The organism is Brevundimonas sp. MEB006b (assembly GCF_030209705.1).
Lineage (GTDB): Bacteria > Pseudomonadota > Alphaproteobacteria > Caulobacterales > Caulobacteraceae > Brevundimonas.
On record NZ_JARVRL010000009.1, the window covers coordinates 226,722 to 243,111 of the forward strand.

A 16,390-nucleotide genomic window follows, 5' to 3' on the forward strand; every position below is an offset into this window, starting at 1 on the left:
GAACCTCAGGATTGCGGGGTTTGAGAAAGGGCTTGGTCGATCGAGGCGGAGACGGCTTCGAGGGTCAGGGCGGTGTCCAGACGTCGGCCCTGGACGAAGAGCGTCGGCGTTCCATTCACCCCGGCGTCGCGGGCACGGGCGACACGGCGCTCCAGGGCCGCGATGGCCTCGGGATCGGTGATGCAGGATTGAAGCCGCGCCTCGCTGATGCCGAACCGCGCCGCGATCCTCAGGAGGGCGTCGCGCGGGCCGCCGCCGTTCGCCCATTCGGACTGGCCGTGCATCAGGGCGTCGATGACCTCGAAATAGCGATCTTCGCCTGCGCACCGCGCCAGCAGAACGCCGGCGGCGGAGAGGTTGGCGGGGCCGGTGATGAATTCGCGATAGATCAGCCGGACCCGCCCGGCGTCGATGTAGCGCCGCCGGAGTTCGGGCAGCACCTCGATGGCGAAGCGGGCGCAGGGGCCGCAGGTGGTCGAGGCGTATTCGATCAGGGTCACGGGCGCGTCAGCCTGGCCCAGCACCATGTCGTCGGCTTCGGCCGCGCGCGGCGCACAGGCGGTGATCAAGGCGCCGACGCCGCCCGCCATGAGGACGCGGCGTGACGGCGTGAAAAGGTCATGAGGCATTGGTGATTCCAGAAAGGTTGGAGTGGAGGCGGATCAGCGTGCGCAAGGGATGTCGCGCTTGGCCGCCTCGGCGAGGCAGGGGGCGACGAACAGGTCTCCGCGCCAGGCGCCGCGCACCGTACGGGCGCCGACGATCAGCCACAGCACCAGCAGTGCGGCGACCAGGGCCATGCCGAACAGGTTGAAGGCCGGGATGGGGAGCAGGGTTCCCAGCTTCAGCGTCGCGACAGAGAAGACGCCGAGTGGGAAGGTGTAGCCCCACCAGCCCAGATTGAACGGCAGGCCCTGACGCAAGTAGCGCAGGGTGATCAGCACGGCCATCGCGGCCCACCACAGGCCGTAGGCCCACAGCAGCAGGCCGCCGATCAGGCCGATCCCGCGCGCGGCGTCGCCGTACTGGCCCAGACCGGCGGCGGTGAAGATGGCGGGCGCGGCCTGGCCGAGCACCAGCATGCCGAGCGCGCCCGTGCCGATCGGGCCCAGCGACAGCCAGCTGGAGGCCGCCATACCGGCGTGCGGCAGTTTGTGGATCGCCATGCGGAGCACGAGGATGACCAGGATGCTCATCGCCAGCGGCACGGACAGGGCCCACAGGCCATAGCTGACTACCAGCACCGACAGGGCGGCGTTCGGGTCCGCGAGGTGCGGCGCGATCAGGCCGCCGGTGACGGCCGCGACCTCGGCCGCCACGACCGGCAGCAGCCAGACGGCCGTCATCTGGTCGATGGCGTGCTCCTGGCGGGTGAACATCATGAAGGGGATGCCGATGCCGCAGGCGACGGCAAGGGCCACGTCGATCCACCACAGGGCTTCGGCGACCGGCACGACGCCTTCGCCCCAGCGCGCCAGGCCGAAGGCCATCAGGCCGTTGATGATGGTCGCCAGCCCCATCGGGATGCAGCCGAAAAACATCGACACGACCGAATGGCCGAAGATTCGTCGCGCGCCGTCGAAGAAGAAGATCCAGCGCGCCGCGTAGAGAACGGTGAACAGGGCGAACAGGCCGATGTTGAAAACCCACAGGGCTTCGGCGACGATTTTTACGCCGGGTATGGGGACCGGAAGCTGGTTCAGCGCCAGGGCGAGGATGCCGGTTCCCATGGTGGCGGCGAACCAGTTCGGCGTGAACTGCCGCACGATCTCCCTGGGCGATTGCAGACTCGCCAACGGGCGAAGGCCGAAGGCGACGTCGCGAACGTGAATGTCATGAGCCATGAGAGGTTATCCAGACGAGCGGTCAGCCCGCGGTGAAGCGATAGACGGCGCCGAGCACGACGGCGGTGACCAGAAGGCAGGCGGGCAGGGTCAGCATCTGCAACGCGGCTTCGCGGCCGCTGATCCAGCCCGTGTCGATGATCACGCGACCGGCGAGGCAATCGTTCAAGGAGCGGATGCGCTCGCCCGGCGCAGGCGTATCGGCCAGCAGGCTCATCCCGGTGAGAAGGCCGAAGAACATCAGGCCGAGAACGGTGATGAAGCCCAGGGCGAGCATCGCCTCGCCGTGACCGAACACCAGCCAGAACACGGCCACCATGGCGGCGTAGAGACCCGCGACCGCCTTGACCATTGCGGGGTGAACGCCGGTAAGGCCGACGCCAGGCTGGACCCGGTGCAAGGTCTCGCCGGATTGGGTCGCGGCGATGGGAGAAGGCGGAATGAAAGGCGTCTGCGGTTTTACATTCTCAGGACCGATGGCCTGGCGCCTGGCGACGGACCTGCGGCCTTGGCGCATGGCCGGAGCGGCGAGAAGGGTGGTCATGGCGGCTCTCCTTTCGGAGTGGAGGCCAGTCTTCGGCGCGCTCCTCGACATCCAGGATGCGCCTCTTGGATCATCAGCTCCAACGGATGTTTTAGATAGGTTTGTTCGCTTTAATCGAATGAACGCCCTAGGGGGTGATCAGCGCGGCTGCCCACGCAAAGGCGGCCTGCAGGCCAAGACGATGCTCGGGGGCGGTGTTGATGAACGTCGGGCTCGGGTGTGGCGCGAGACACAGCTCCACTTCAGGCCGCAGGCGGGTCAGCGTCGGAGCCGCCATCGCGGCGACGCGGCCGCACAATACCGCGGCCCTGAGGCGATGAAGCGGGGTGACCAGTCCCTCTAGCGTGGCCAGGCCGGAGGCGATCTCCTGTCTTGTCAGCGGTCGCGCGGACCCCGAGCGAAGCCAGGGGACCGTGTTCCAAAGGACGATGCGGCGGCGGTCGAGCCCCGCTGCTTCCATCGCGCGCTTCAGGTTGCGCGCGGTGCCCGTGGGATTGTCGATGGAGACGAGGCGATCCGCTTGCGGTCCCGGGGCCGGTGTCTCCAGAAGCACAAGGATTTCCGCCTCGTCTCCACCGTCGAGGGGGTCGAACTTCGGCGTACCTTGTTGAGCGCCCACGCCCCTATCCAGAGCTCTCAGGAATCCGTTCAGTCCCTCGAGATGCGTGTGAGGCGGCGCGCGGTCATTCACCAGTGAAGGCCAGACACCGCCTTGACGAGCCGACGCGCTCAATGGCGTGACGCCGTCAGGGACGCCAGGAACACCTCGCCCGCCTTTGAGCGATAGCGCTGCTTGTGCCGCAGGAGCCAGAACGGGCGGTCGGGCAAGGTCAGGGGCAGGGCGGCGAGGATGCCGGCGCGCAGGCGCGCGGCGACGACATTGCGCGACACGACCGTCGCTCCCGCACCGGCCTCGACGGCGGCGGCGACCGCCTCATTCCCGGGCAAGGTCATGGCCACGTCCAGAGCGTCGATGGCCAGCCCGCGCTGATTGAGGGCCGTCTCAAAAGCCGACCGGGTGCCGGAGCCGGGCTCGCGCAACACCCAGGTCATTTGCTTCAGGTCCGGCGGCCCGGCGCCGTCCTGGGCGGCGGGGTGGTCGGCCGCCACGACCAGCACCAGTTCGTCGTGATCCAGAACCGAACGGCTCAACGCCGGCTCGTTCAGTTCGCCCTCGACCAGACCCAGTTCAGCGCAGCCCTCCAGGACAGCGTCGGCCACCTCGCGCGTATTGCCGATCGAGACCTCGATGCGGATGCCGGGATGAGCCTGATGAAACCGGGTCAGTCGGGCGGGAAGCCACCAGCCGGCGATGGTCTGGCTGGCGTGGATCGACAGTCGTCCGCGTTTCAGGCCGCCCAGGTCGTCGAGCGCGTCCTGCGCCGCCTCGACACGGGCGAGGATCGCCTTGGCCTCGACGAGGAAGGTTGCGCCCGCCTCGTTCAGGACGATGTTGCGGCCAACGCGGTCGAACAGGGCGACGCCGTGGCGGCCCTCCAGCGTCGTCACCGCCGAGCTGACCGCCGACTGGGTCAGGTTCAGGGCCTCGGCGGCGCGGGTTACGTGCTGGCGCTCGGCGACGGCGACGAAGATGCGGAGCTGGTCCAGGGTCATGGGACAATCCTAACCCACGAAGCGGCGACTTCGACAGGGAACGTTCGGCGGCGGCGAACGTTCCGAGCGGAACATCGCGTTGGTCGTCCGGGACGATCGCCTGCAGGATCGGATCATGACCCACGCCCCACCCTCCCGATGGATCAGAACCGGCGTCCTGGCGCTTGGCTCGGCGACTGCCGGTGCCGCAGTTATGGCCTTCGCACAGATGCCCGGCTCGGACTTCGATGCGGCGATGGCCGAGGCGATGGAGCGGATGCACCGCGACATGGCGGTAGAATCCACCGGCGACCCAGACGTGGACTTCGCCGCCATGATGATCCCGCATCATCAGGGCGCCATCGACATGGCGCGCGTCGAGCTTCTGTACGGGCAGGACGAGACCATGAAGCGTCTGGCCCAGGGGATCATCATTGAACAGACCCAGGAAATCGCCCTGATGCGCGACTACCTGACCCGCCATTCTGATGCGCCGACGCCGACCGGCGGCGCGACCTCGACCCATCACGGACACGGATCATGACCCTGACAGCCCGCGCCATCGCCGCCCTTGTTCTCAGCCTGTCCGCCGGACACGCCTTGGCCGATCAGGTTCCGGGCGCGGCGGCGGCGCCCGCCATCCCGATCAGCAGCCAGGATCGGTTCTATTCGGCCGACCAGTTCTCCAACACCGTCTCGGTGGTCGATCCCTCGACCAACGGCCTGCTGGGGGTGATTTCCCTCGGCGAACCGACTCCGGCCAACCTCAGCCCGCTCTACAAGGGCCAGTTGCTGGTCCACGGCATCGGCGCGGCGCCGGACGGCAAGACGATCGCCGTGGTCTCGATCGGGTCCAACTCGGTCAGCTTCATCGACACGGCCAGCAACACCGTCAAACATACCACCTATGTCGGGCGCTCTCCGCACGAGGCCTTCTTCACGCCGGACGGCCGCGAGGTCTGGGTCACGGTGCGGGGCGAGGCCTATGTTTCGGTGCTGGACGCCGCGACCTATCAGGAGACCGCCCGGGTCGAGACGCCCAACGGGCCGGGCATGACCATCTTCTCGCCGGACGGCCGCTACGCCTACATCTGCTCCAGCTTCAGTCCCGAGACGGTGGTAGTCGAGACCGCGACCCGTCAGATCGTCGGTCGGGTGGCCCAGGCCAGTCCGTTCTGCCCCGACATCGCCGCCACGCCCGATGGAAGCCAGGTCTGGATGACGCTGAAGGACGTGGGCAAGACCATGGTTTTCAACGCCCGTCCGCCGTTCGCTGTCCTACAGACGCTCGACACCGGCCCCTTGACCAACCACGTCAACATCGTGCGCAACGCGGCGGGCCAGTTCGCCTATGTGACCGTCGGGACCGAGAACCGGGTCAAGGTCTATCGCACCGACACCTTCACGCTCGTGACGGAGATCGAGGTGGGGTCGCTGCCGCACGGTCTGTGGCCCTCCGGCGACGGCTCGCGGATTTACGTCGGGCTGGAGAATGGCGACGGCGTGGCGGTCATCGACACCCTGGCCAACCGCGTGATCGCCACCGTGCCGATCGGTCAGGGACCGCAAGGGGTCACCTATGTGCCGCGTGCGGTCACCCAGGGTGACGGCAGGGCCAACCTCACGCCCCTGGGCGCAGCTCGCGCCTCGCATCAACTCGTTCTGACGGGCGAGGGCGACACCCGGTCCCAGGCGACCTTGTTCGAGCAGGGGCAGGTCCAGATGCTGCAGATCGCCGCCGCAGGCCTCCAACCCGGCAAGCCCTATGTCCTCGCCTTCGCCAATGCGGCGGACGGATCGGGGACGCTCGAGCCTCTGACGAAGTTCATGACCAATCCGGCTGGGTCTGCGGTCGTCAACGCCGTGGGCCCGATCCGTCAGGTGGTCGCCGCCGACGCCGGCGCACCCCGCCGTTGGCTGGTCATCGCCTCGGGCACGCCCGAGGCGATCGGCGCGGTCGTCCAGAGACAGTCGGAATAGGACCGGCCGCCATGCGGATCGACAAGTTCGTCCATAGCTGCCTGCGCCTGACGATCGGTGCAGATCGACTGCTCTTCGATCCGGGCAAGTTTTCGTTCGTCGACGGACGGGTCGATCCTGCTGTCTTTTCGGATGTCTCGACGATCGTCCTGACGCACGGCCATCCCGACCACATCGACCCTGACGCTCTGGCCAGGATCGTGCAGGCGAGTGGCGCGACACTCGTCGGCAACGGCGAGGTCGCCGACAAGCTCGGCGAGAAGGGGCTGTCGGTCACGGTGTTCGAGGAGGGCGAACGGACCTTCGGCGCGTTCCGGCTGCAGGCTCAGCCGGTCGCGCATGAGCCCATCCTGTCGGACGAGAGCCCGCAACTGACAGCCTTCCTCGTCAACGACGTTTTCCTCAACCCGGGCGACAGTTTCGACAGCCGTCTGGATCGGTTCGCGGGCGTGGAGGTGCTGGCCCTTCCGGTGATGGCGCCTTACCTGACCGAGCTCACTGTCCATGCGTTCGCCAAACGGATGAAGCCAAAATCGGTCGTCCCGGTCCATGACGGCTACGCTCGCGACTATTTCCTCAGGCAGCGTTACGACGTCTACGAGCCCTATCTGGACAAGGCCGGGATCAAACTGCACCGGCCGATGGCGCCCGGAGACGGGTTCGACGTCTCTGACCATGACTGACGCAGTCTGCACCTCCACCGGTTTCGCGCGATTGCGATCGCGATAAAATGGCGGCGGCTCGGCGTGGTAACTCAGGTGAATGTCGCCTTTGCGCGGTGACTGTCATGTCCGCTCATGGCGCGAAGCTGGCTTTGCGCTTCGCTGTGGTGGCAGGAGTGGTCACCGAGGCCCCGACGTGCCACTCGTCCCGGTGGGAAGGCAGGCGGCCATGGGGATCGCAACTTTGGGAGCGGACGGCAGCATCGATGTTCTCGAAGCCAGCACGCCGGAGAAGCGGAGCGCGCCGGGGAATAGTTGTTCAACGCCGACCGAGCGCTCACGCGCTCGGTCGGCGTGCGGCGGCGCGCGACTTTGAAGCCAGGCGGAATGAAAGGGCAGGAGATCTGCCGATAGATGACGATGAGCTCCAGGCCTCGCCTGTTCTTCAAAACGTCAGGCTATGGTATCCGCCTATGCCTAGGTATACCGGTACGATTCCCTCGCGCACCACGCCTGCGGCACTGTCAATACACCCCGAAAGATCTCGTGATCACGCGCTTTCTACATCCGATTATTTCTTCATTGTTTTCAACAGTCCACGATCTATTCGGACTACGATACGGCGCTTTAGGTGACCTCTGGTGCAAAGTCCTTGCCGATCAACGCGCTACCGGCCTTCGTGTAATCGAGTGGGAATAGGGCAGGGCGTCCGTCGGTTCTTTCAAGTGGCAGGTATTCTTCTAAACCGCACAATGCGCCGGCGTGCAGGTTGCACCTACTTTCCCGCTTAACCCACGCTCTTCGACGAGATTACAAATCCGCCATCAGGATCGTCGCCTGCTTGCGAGTCGCGGTCGAATATGACTAAACATGAATGACACCGGTAGCAGTCAAGCGGCCGACTCGTTTTGACACCGGTGTCTCCCGTCAGCAGCGGGAGGCGTGAACGAGGGCGTTCGATCCTTGAAGCGCAACACTTGGGAGGAGAAACTAGAATGATCCAACGCCACAAATTCGCGCGCCACGCCCTGGTCGCCACCGCGTCGCTGGGAGCCCTAGCTCTCGCCATGATGGCGCATGACGCCGCCGCCCAGACGGCCGAGGTCGCTGGGCCTCAGACGGATGACGCCGCCGAGGTCGATGACATCGTCGTCACGGGCTTCCGGGCCAGCCTCCAGAATTCCTTGAACATCAAACGCCGCGAAGCCGGCGTCGTCGACGCCATTTCGGCGGAGGACATCGCGGATTTCCCCGACACCAATCTGGCCGAGTCGATCCAGCGCATACCGGGCGTCTCGATCGACCGCGATGCAGGCGAGGGCCGGTCGATCACTGTGCGTGGTCTCAGCTCGGAGTTCACCCGTACGCGGATCAACGGCATTGAGGCCCAGGCGTCGACCGGCGCCACCGACTCGTCGGGTGGGGTGAATCGCGGTCGTGGCTTCGACTTCAACGTCTTCGCCTCAGAGCTCTTCAACAATATCACGGTGCGCAAGACCGCCTCGGCCGAGACGGAAGAGGGGTCGCTGGGGGCGACCGTCGATCTGCGCACCAGCCGTCCGTTCGACAAGATGGGCTTCCAGGGCGCGCTGTCGGGCCAGTATGGCTATAACGACCTGTCGCAGGACTGGAGCCCGCGCTTCGCCGGTCTGATTTCGAACACCTGGGCGGATGACCAGATCGGCGCTCTGTTCTCGATCGCCTATAGCGAGCGCGACAGTCTGGAGGAAGGTTTCAGCTCGGTGCGCTGGGGACCAGCCAGCGCCGACGGCGGCTTCCAGAATGGCGCTGTCCTGCCGAACGCCGCGCGCACCTACCATCCTCGCATTCCGCGCTATGGCAGCCTGGAGCACAGCCAGGAACGTTTGGGCGCCACCCTTTCGGTTCAGGCCCGGCCGGGCAATGGTCCGACCCTGTTCACGATGGACATGCTGTACTCGAAGCTGGATTCGACCCGCAGCGAAAACTTCCTGCAAGCCTGGTCGCTCAGCCGTGGCGCCGATCAGGGCGGCAAGCCGCAGGTCGACATCATGAGCTTCGAGATCGATCCCGACACGGGCGAGATGATCTATGCCCAGCTCGACGACATGGACATCCGCAGCGAGCAGCGGTTTGACGAGCTGGAAACCGAATTCAAGCAGATGACCTTTGGGGTCGAGCACGAGTTTTCGGATCGGCTGCGGTTCGACGGCCTGATCGGTCGCGCGGAATCCAGCTTCGCCAACCCGGTCCAGGTCAGCGCAATCATCGATCGACAGAACGTCGATGGCTATTCTTACGACTTCCGTCAGAACCGCAATCTGCCGGCGATCAACTGGGGCTTCAACGTCGCCGACCCCACGCAGTGGAGTGTTGTCGGACCGACCGGCGCCCAGCCCCGCTCGGAGCTGCGCATCAGTTCGAACTTCCAGGAGAACGTCTATACGACGGGTGAGGCCAACTTCGCCTTCGACGTAAGCGATTGGCTCACACTGAAAGCGGGGGTCAGCCGCAAGGAATATGAGTCGAGCAGCCGCGCCTTCGCGCGCCCAAACAACGCCAACGGTTCGCCAGCGCTGCCGGCGGGCACGAGCATGGCTTCGGTCACCAATCTGCTAAGCGGGTTCGGTCGCAATCTCGATCTGCCGTCGGGCGCTGCGACCAGCTGGGTTCGGCCGGATCTGGCTGCGTTGCAAACAGTCTGGAACTACAATTGCAACTGCGACACGGGCGTAGCAGGCGGTGATTTCCGACTGATCGGCCTGAACGGCAATCCGTCTACCTATGGCAACTGGCGTGACGTGACCGAAACCGACACCGGCGCCTATGTGCAGGCCGACTGGGACACGGAAATCATGGGTGTACCCTTCCGAGGCAACGTCGGCGTACGTCAGGTCAAGACCGAGGTCGATGCCTTGGGTTATTCGAACGTCGGTGGTGTTGCGACGCCGGTTCGGGGCGAGAACGAGTATGACGACACTCTGCCGTCGCTGAACGTGTCGATCGAGCCGATGAAGGATTTGATCGTGCGTTTGGGCGCCGCCAAAGTCATGGCGCGACCGCCTGTCACCAGCCTCGTTCCGGTCTTCACGCTGAGCGCAGCCGGGGCGGCGACCAATACGGCCTCGCTGGGCAATGTCGAGCTGGAACCCTATCGGGCGACGACCTACGACCTGTCGGTCGAATATTACTTCGCGCCTGAAGCTCTGCTGTCCTTCGCCTACTTCTACAAGGACATCTCGACCTATGTGCAGACGACCACCGAACCGCTGTCGTACAGCCAACTGACGGCCTTGAACCCTGTGGCCTTCCCGGCGGGCGGTCGTCCTGCCGGCGACATCTATCAGTTCAGCACGCCCACAAACACGCCGGGCGGCCCGCTGAAAGGCTTCGAGATCAGCTATCAGCAGACGTTCTCCTTCCTGCCCAGCCTGTTGTCGAATATCGGTACGCAGCTGAACTACACGCACGTTGAATCCGAGATTCAGTATTGCGTCACCGCAACCTGCGCGGCCTTCGTGACGGCGGATCTGGTCAACCTGTCGCCAAACGCCTGGAATGCGACGCTGTATTATGACGACGGCAAGTTCAATGCGCGTGTGTCAGCGGCCTATCGCGACACCTATTTCCAGAACGTGCCGGGTTCGAACGGCGCCACGGGCCTGATTCCGTATCAGGGCAAAACCGAAACCACGACGATCGACGCTTCAGCATCCTATAACCTGACCGATAACCTCAGTGTTTCTGTCGAGGGGCTGAATTTGACCGATGAAGCCAACCGTCAGAATCACGGCGACATCGGCCTGCCGCGTGACAGCACCTATGTCTATCACCACACTGGCCGCCAGGTTTACATTGGCGCGCGGTATCGCTTCTGATCCCAACAGATCGGCGAGATAAGACAGGCGGCGTCGGTATAACCGGCGCCGCCTTTCTTGTGACATCGGCCGAACTGCGCGACGCAGCGAGAGAATTTTCGCCTGCTGACTAGTTGCCTTGGCGGAAGTCAAAACTTTGGTTTGCGACATAATCTTCCCAGGCGCTGCGCGTGGCGAAGTCCAGGCCGCGATCCCACGCCGATCCCATGTAGTAGGTGAACGGCTGACCCGGCGTGACCCGCACCAGGATCAGATAGTTGTCGGCGTCTTCGGTGAAGCCTTCGACCGTTGCGGGGTCAACCGCCAGAGCGATTCCAAGCGAGCCATGTTCAGGGTTTTCAGGCTCCCAGAACATCAGACGCCCGTGTGCGGCGTCGCGCGTGACGAAACCCCGTCCGTTGTCGTTGCTGCGTTTCGAAATGCCGATCGCGACGATCAGCGGTGCGTCGGAATTCGAGGTTAGAGTTGAAGTCATGCGCGTGAAGTTGGACCCGAACGGAAGGCTGAACTCACGCGTTTCTGAAACCGTGCGCACGACATCGACCGGCCAAGGGCGGTAGGTCACGCTGAACCGCGCCTCGTCGCCGCCGGTTTTATCGATCTGGTAGGCGGAGAAGTTGCGACTGGTCCAGAGCTTGTTGTCGTACCAGATGCCCAGACCTCCGGCGCCTCTGCCGCGTCCCACGTCGTAATAATCTAGGCCTTCACCGCGATCGACGTGATAGTTCGGGAACTTCAGCTGACGGTCCATGAAGGGATAGCGGACACGTTTGGCCCACACATCGATGCCCGAGCCGGAGGGTGCCTCGCGCGCTTCAAGCGTGGGACCGTAAATGCGATGAGCGACGCGATCGTTTTCCCATAGCAAATCATCCAGGCGATCCGGCGCGAAGCGGGCGACGGCGCGCGGTCGCCGCTGATCTTCGGGGGGCGGCTCCAGCGGTTCGATGGTCGAGGGCCGATTCAGAGCGGATGGATCGTAGGAGAGCGCCGAGGTCGCACGCATCTCGGCGTCTCGACGGCGGATTTCTTCGGCGCCGACGACCGTCACGGGGGCGGGCGGGACGGGCGTGGTCGCAGCGATCACTTCGGCCGTGTCGCGCGTGGGTTCCGCTAATGGCAGAGAGCGAACTGGGTCATTCAGCGACGCGACTTCCAGCCCAGCCAGAATATAGGTTCCTGAAGCATAGAGGCCGACGTCCTCATGGTCTGTCGACACGGGCTGATCGCCGGTCTTCTGCGCCGCGCCCATCAGGCCGTTCGCAAGGACATGGCGGTTCAGGCCGGCCCAACCCTTCAACACATGCGGCAGGTAGGTGTCGCGATCCAAAAGGCCGTGATTGATCCCCCAGGCCAGGGCGTAGACATAGAAGACCGAACCTGAGGTTTCAGCCTCGGGATAGGCTTCGGGGTCCAGAAGGCTGGCGCGCCACAGTCCGTCCTCTTGCTGGAGACCTGCGATCCTGCCGGCCATCTTCTGGAAGAGGTCGACATAGAAGGCGCGCCCGGCGAAATCGACAGGCACGGACTCCAGCCATCGTACCAAACCGCCCATGACCCAGCCATTGGCCCGCGACCAGTAGATGCGGTCGCCGTCGGCGTCACGATGGTTCTCGTCCTTGAACCGTTCGTCGCGCAGAAAGAGTTTTTCTTCCTCCACCCACAGCCGCGCCGCTGTGCGTCGCCATTCCTTGTCTGCGGCGCTCAGATATTTCGGATCGCCCGTGATCGCGGTCATCCGGGCGAAGACCGGGGGCGCCATATAGAGGGCGTCGGCCCACCACCAGACCAGCGCGGTTGTGTCTTCCGCCCTGGCCAGATAGGGGACCTGCCAATCCAGCCGCTGACGCAGCGGCATCAGCACGCCCTCCTGTCCACGACGCGCGTAGAGTTCTTCGTAGAGATCGCCGATCGCGATATCGTCGGCGTTCAGCATCGTCTTGCCCGAGCGTGCGCCGCGCACACTGTAGTTGTAGTGATCGGCCACAGAGCTCAAAAAGCGCAGCGTTCTCCTGTCGTCCGAGACGCGCGCAAGCCGCGAAGCGCCGACGTAAAAGGTGGCTGCGACCCAGTTCGAGGACATCTGCGTCAGGTTGCTGCCCGTCGATAAGGCGAGCGGCTCGGCGGCCATGGCCGCGATTTGCGAGGAGGCGACATATTCGACAGCCGCCATGGTGCTCTCGCGAGACGGCACGCCTGCCACGTCGGTGTATAGGGCGGGGCGGTCGCGTTGAGCCAGCCATTCAGCCTCGACGCCCGGCGGCAAGGCTGCGACCGTTTGCGCTAGAACGGGGCCGGACATGGCGGCCGAGCTCATCAGAACTGCAATCAGGCCAAGGCAGGGTCGGGTTGGCAGGGCCATGTTTTCCTCCGGCGCTGCTCCGGGCGGCGCATGATGGTTGGTGGCCCACTTTGACGGCGAGCCGCAACGTAACCGGTGTCAATTTCTGACGATCAGCTGTCGGTATCTCTTGTCAGCCTTATATCGTCCACTATTGTGAGACGAAAGAACAGAATGTGGGAAATCTAGATGCGCGCCAATCGTCGCACGCTTCTGCAATTGGGTGTCGTCAGCGCCTTGACGCAAGCGACGCCGGCGTTTGCACAGTCGAGCCGTTCGCGCGCCTTCGACGCGTCCGACTATGGCGCGGTGGGCGACGGGATCACCATCAACACGCGTCCTGTCCAGGCCGCCATCGACGCAGCGGCAGGGCAGGGCGGAGGGGTCGTGGTCCTGAAGCCCGGTCTGTATCTGTCAGGTTCGCTATTCGTAAAGTCGGGGGTGACCCTGTCGATTGAACGCGGCGCCACTCTGCGCGGCGTTCAGGATCTGGCCGCTTATCCGATGGTTCGCACGCGTGTTGCGGGCGTTGAGATGAACTGGCCCGCCGGCTTGCTGAATGTCTATCAGCAACAGAACGCCAAGATCACGGGCGAGGGTCTGGTCGATGGCGACGGCAAGGTTTTCTGGGACGCCTATTGGGCGCTGCGCCGCGATTATGATCCGCGCGACCTGCGATGGGCGGCTGACTACGACTGCCGCCGTCCGCGGTTGGTCCACGTTTACGACTCACAGCAGGTCGAGGTTTCCGGTCTGAATCTGGCGCGATCGGGCTTCTGGACCGTCCACGTCTGCTATTCGCGGGACGTGAACGTCGCCGACCTGATCATCAGGAATAACATCGGCGGACGCGGCCCTTCGACGGACGGCATCGATATCGACTCATCGGAGCGGGTGTTGGTCGAGAGATGCGACCTGTCGGTCAACGACGACGCGATCTGCATCAAGGCCGGACGCGACTGGGACGGGCTGCGGGTAGCCCGGCCGTGCCGTCAGGTGAAGATTCGCGACTGCATCGTCCGTGACGCCCTGGCCGGGATGACCTTCGGATCGGAGACATCTGGCGGATTTGACGACATCGAAGTCTCTGGGCTGAGGATCGAGTATCCGGTACCGCTGGGGATCTTCTTCAAATCAGGCCACACACGCGGCGGCGTGATCTCCAACATCCGCCTGCGCGACATCCATCTGCAGGACGTGCGCACATTGATGCAGGTGAACCTGAACTGGTACCCAAACTACAGCTACGCCCAGATCCCGGACGGCATCGCGGACGTGCCGGATTACTGGCGCGCGCTCGCCACGCCCGTGCCGCGCGAACAGGGCATTCCCCGTATCCACGATGTTCGCCTGTCGAACATCAAGGCCGTCGGCGGCAAAGTCGGATTCGCCGCCGCCGCCTATCCTGAAGCGCCGCTGAAAGACTTCATTTTCGAACGGTTGGACTGGGATGTGCAGGATGCGGGCGCCATCGCCAATGCCGAGAACTGGCGCTTCCGCGACTGCAACATCGACACCCTGGACGGCCAAGGCCCCAAGGTGACCGAGTCGTCCGGCGTCACAGGCCTTCGATCCAGACAAGCATGAAAAACCAAAAAGTTGTGGGAGTTAGCGCGATGAAAATCCTTTCCGCCTGTTCGATGCTGGCATTTGGCGCGGTCGCGCTTGTGGGGGGCGTCTCCGGCGCCGCCCAGGCAGAAGTCCTGCGGCTGAATACGCCGGCGGTGGGCCTGACCAGCGACAGGATCGGCGCCTTGCCCGACGCGGAGCGCGGTCCGTGGGCCGAGTATCTGGTACGCTCCCAGGCCCAGCATCTGGCCGACCGCGCTGCGCTCGCGGCCGAGCTTCCCGCCGGAGTTGCTACGCCGCCGCCGCCCAAGGCCGTCGGACCCGCCCACTACAACATGCCGCTGGATCGGCCTGCCGACTGGTACGCCACGGCCGAAGCCCGGGCCGTCGCGGATGCGATCGTCAGTTTCCAGACGCCTGCCGGCGGATGGAGCAAAAACCAGGATCGCAGCATTGCGCGCCTGCCGGGTCAGCGGTTCTCCAACGATGCCGAAACCATGGAGCAGAACCCGGCGAACTTCGATGCGCCGGCGGATCGCTTCTGGACCTTCGTGGGGACGCTGGACAACGAGGCGACGTGGTCGGAAATGCGCTTCCTGGCCAAGGTCGCCGCCCACGCGCCCGGACGCGACGGCGACGCCTGGCGCGCCAGCGTCATCCGAGGCGTGCGCTATCTGCTGAATGCGCAGTATCCCAATGGCGGCTGGCCTCAGATCTGGCCGCTCGAAGGCGGCTTCCACGACTCAATCACCTTCAACGACAATGCGGTGGCGAACGCGGCCATGCTGCTTCGTGATGTCGCCCATGGCGCTGAGGGCTTCGACTTCGTGCCGGCTGAGCTGGAGACACGGGCGGCCGAGGCGACCCGGAAGGCGATCGACGTGATCCTCGCGGCACAGGTGCGTCAGGCGGATCGACTGCTGGGCTGGCCGCAGCAGGTCGAGCCCATGCGACTGGTTCCAACCAGCGCTCGGAACTACGAGCCGCGATCCATCGCAAGCGGCGAAACAACCGATATCCTGATCTTCCTGATGGGCGAGGAGAACCCGTCGCCGGAGATCAAGGCCGCCGTTCGCGGCGCAGCCGAATGGCTTCGGGCGGTGCGTGTCTATGACAAGTCATTCGAAATGACCGACGACGGACGCAAACTGATCGACAAGGCCGGTGCGGGTCCGATCTGGTCCCGCAACTACGATCTGGTGACCGGGCGTCCGATCTTCGGCGACAAGGATCAGACCATCCATGACGATGTAAATGAAATCTCCGTCGGGAGGCGCAACGGCTATTCCTGGTGGATTTCATCGCCGCAGAAGGCGCTGGACCTCTACGCCGATTGGTCCAATCGGGCCGGGTGAATCCGGGACGCTGATCGGCATTGTCGACGCGGTCCGGCGGCGCGTCTGCAACATTGGTTTGTGAGCCACCAAAGGCGAGAACGCGCCCTCACTCCAACGCTATAAGATCGGCGCGGCAAAAGCTTATGTGAACCATTCCACGTCCAGACGGTTAGCCAAGCCAGACTTTACGGAGAGGGCTGGCATGAGCACCCATGGACTGAAGGATGCGGTCGTCCGACCGTTGCATTGGCTATTGCTGGCGTTTCCGATCGCGCTGTTCACCTTCGCCCTGTTCACCGACATCGCCTATCTGAAGACGGCCGAGGTCCAGTGGACGAACTTCTCGGCCTGGCTGATCACCGGAGCGCTGGTGTTCGGCGGTGTCGCTGGCCTGTTTTCGATCTTCGATTTCGTCGTCGGTCTGCGCCACGGGCGGTCACGGCGGGCGACGGTGCATCTGGTCGCGCTCGCGCTGGCCTGGGTGCTGGGGCTGGTGAACGCCTTTAAACACAGCCAGGACGCCTGGAGCTCCGTCGGAGCCTTCGGTCTGATCCTGTCGATCCTCTGCACAATCCTGGTCCTGGTCGCCGGCTGGACCGCCTATGCCGCGCGGGAGAGCGTCCGATGAACAAGAATCTGCTCGCCGCCAGCGCCGCCACCCTG

General features: G+C 64.5%; 13 protein-coding genes. 7 read left to right on the plus strand and 6 right to left on the minus strand.

The window, feature by feature from the left end; translation table 11 throughout:
• Positions 1-5 precede the first annotated feature (5 nt).
• The 5 genes from QRN13_RS14125 to QRN13_RS14145 form a co-directional block, all read right to left on the minus strand.
• Positions 6-629 (minus strand): DsbA family protein, encoded by a 624-nt coding sequence (locus QRN13_RS14125; RefSeq protein ID WP_066550121.1) that lies wholly within the window; start codon positions 627-629, stop codon positions 6-8.
• A 33-nt stretch (positions 630-662) separates the two neighbouring features.
• Entirely contained in the window at positions 663-1,844 is a 1,182-nt protein-coding gene (locus QRN13_RS14130; RefSeq protein WP_055808292.1) for a TDT family transporter, read from the minus strand.
• Positions 1,845-1,866: 22 nt separating this feature from the next.
• Positions 1,867-2,388 carry a hypothetical protein gene (locus QRN13_RS14135; RefSeq protein ID WP_156363211.1) on the minus strand — a complete coding sequence of 174 codons (522 nt, stop codon included), beginning with the start codon at positions 2,386-2,388 and terminating at the stop codon, positions 1,867-1,869.
• Positions 2,389-2,515: 127 nt separating this feature from the next.
• The gene (locus QRN13_RS14140) at positions 2,516-3,007 is read right to left on the minus strand and encodes a uracil-DNA glycosylase (RefSeq protein ID WP_162237593.1); all 492 of its coding nucleotides are present in this window, start codon (positions 3,005-3,007) and stop codon (positions 2,516-2,518) included.
• Positions 3,008-3,117: 110 nt separating this feature from the next.
• Positions 3,118-4,002 carry a LysR substrate-binding domain-containing protein gene (locus tag QRN13_RS14145; protein WP_055808299.1) on the minus strand — a complete coding sequence of 295 codons (885 nt, stop codon included), beginning with the start codon at positions 4,000-4,002 and terminating at the stop codon, positions 3,118-3,120.
• A 115-nt stretch (positions 4,003-4,117) separates the two neighbouring features.
• Between QRN13_RS14145 and copM the strand changes: the two genes are divergently transcribed.
• From copM to QRN13_RS14165, 4 genes are all read left to right on the plus strand, one after another.
• A complete protein-coding gene (copM, locus tag QRN13_RS14150) occupies positions 4,118-4,525 on the plus strand; it encodes a CopM family metallochaperone (protein ID WP_055808492.1) in 408 nt (135 codons plus the stop codon).
• Positions 4,522-5,961: a YncE family protein gene (locus QRN13_RS14155; RefSeq protein WP_055808301.1), complete on the plus strand. Its 1,440-nt coding sequence runs from the start codon at positions 4,522-4,524 to the stop codon at positions 5,959-5,961. Before copM ends, QRN13_RS14155 begins: the two co-directional genes overlap by 4 nt.
• A gap of 11 nt (positions 5,962-5,972) precedes the next feature.
• A complete protein-coding gene (locus QRN13_RS14160) occupies positions 5,973-6,644 on the plus strand; it encodes an MBL fold metallo-hydrolase (RefSeq protein ID WP_055808303.1) in 672 nt (223 codons plus the stop codon).
• A 974-nt stretch (positions 6,645-7,618) separates the two neighbouring features.
• Positions 7,619-10,480: a TonB-dependent receptor gene (locus tag QRN13_RS14165; RefSeq protein WP_284878410.1), complete on the plus strand. Its 2,862-nt coding sequence runs from the start codon at positions 7,619-7,621 to the stop codon at positions 10,478-10,480.
• A 109-nt stretch (positions 10,481-10,589) separates the two neighbouring features.
• On the opposite strand, the gene QRN13_RS14170 is transcribed toward QRN13_RS14165, so the two are convergent.
• Positions 10,590-12,842 (minus strand): glycoside hydrolase family 88 protein, encoded by a 2,253-nt coding sequence (locus QRN13_RS14170; RefSeq protein WP_284878411.1) that lies wholly within the window; start codon positions 12,840-12,842, stop codon positions 10,590-10,592.
• A gap of 168 nt (positions 12,843-13,010) precedes the next feature.
• Here QRN13_RS14170 and QRN13_RS14175 point away from each other — a divergent pair, with 168 nt between their 5' ends.
• From QRN13_RS14175 to QRN13_RS14185, 3 genes are all read left to right on the plus strand, one after another.
• Positions 13,011-14,408: a glycoside hydrolase family 28 protein gene (locus QRN13_RS14175; RefSeq protein WP_284878412.1), complete on the plus strand. Its 1,398-nt coding sequence runs from the start codon at positions 13,011-13,013 to the stop codon at positions 14,406-14,408.
• Positions 14,409-14,437: 29 nt separating this feature from the next.
• Positions 14,438-15,745 (plus strand): pectate lyase, encoded by a 1,308-nt coding sequence (gene pelA, locus QRN13_RS14180; protein WP_284878413.1) that lies wholly within the window; start codon positions 14,438-14,440, stop codon positions 15,743-15,745.
• Between the two features lie 184 nt (positions 15,746-15,929).
• Positions 15,930-16,355, plus strand: a complete 426-nt coding sequence (locus tag QRN13_RS14185; RefSeq protein ID WP_091746054.1) for a DUF2231 domain-containing protein — start codon at positions 15,930-15,932, stop codon at positions 16,353-16,355.
• Positions 16,356-16,390: the final 35 nt, after the last annotated feature.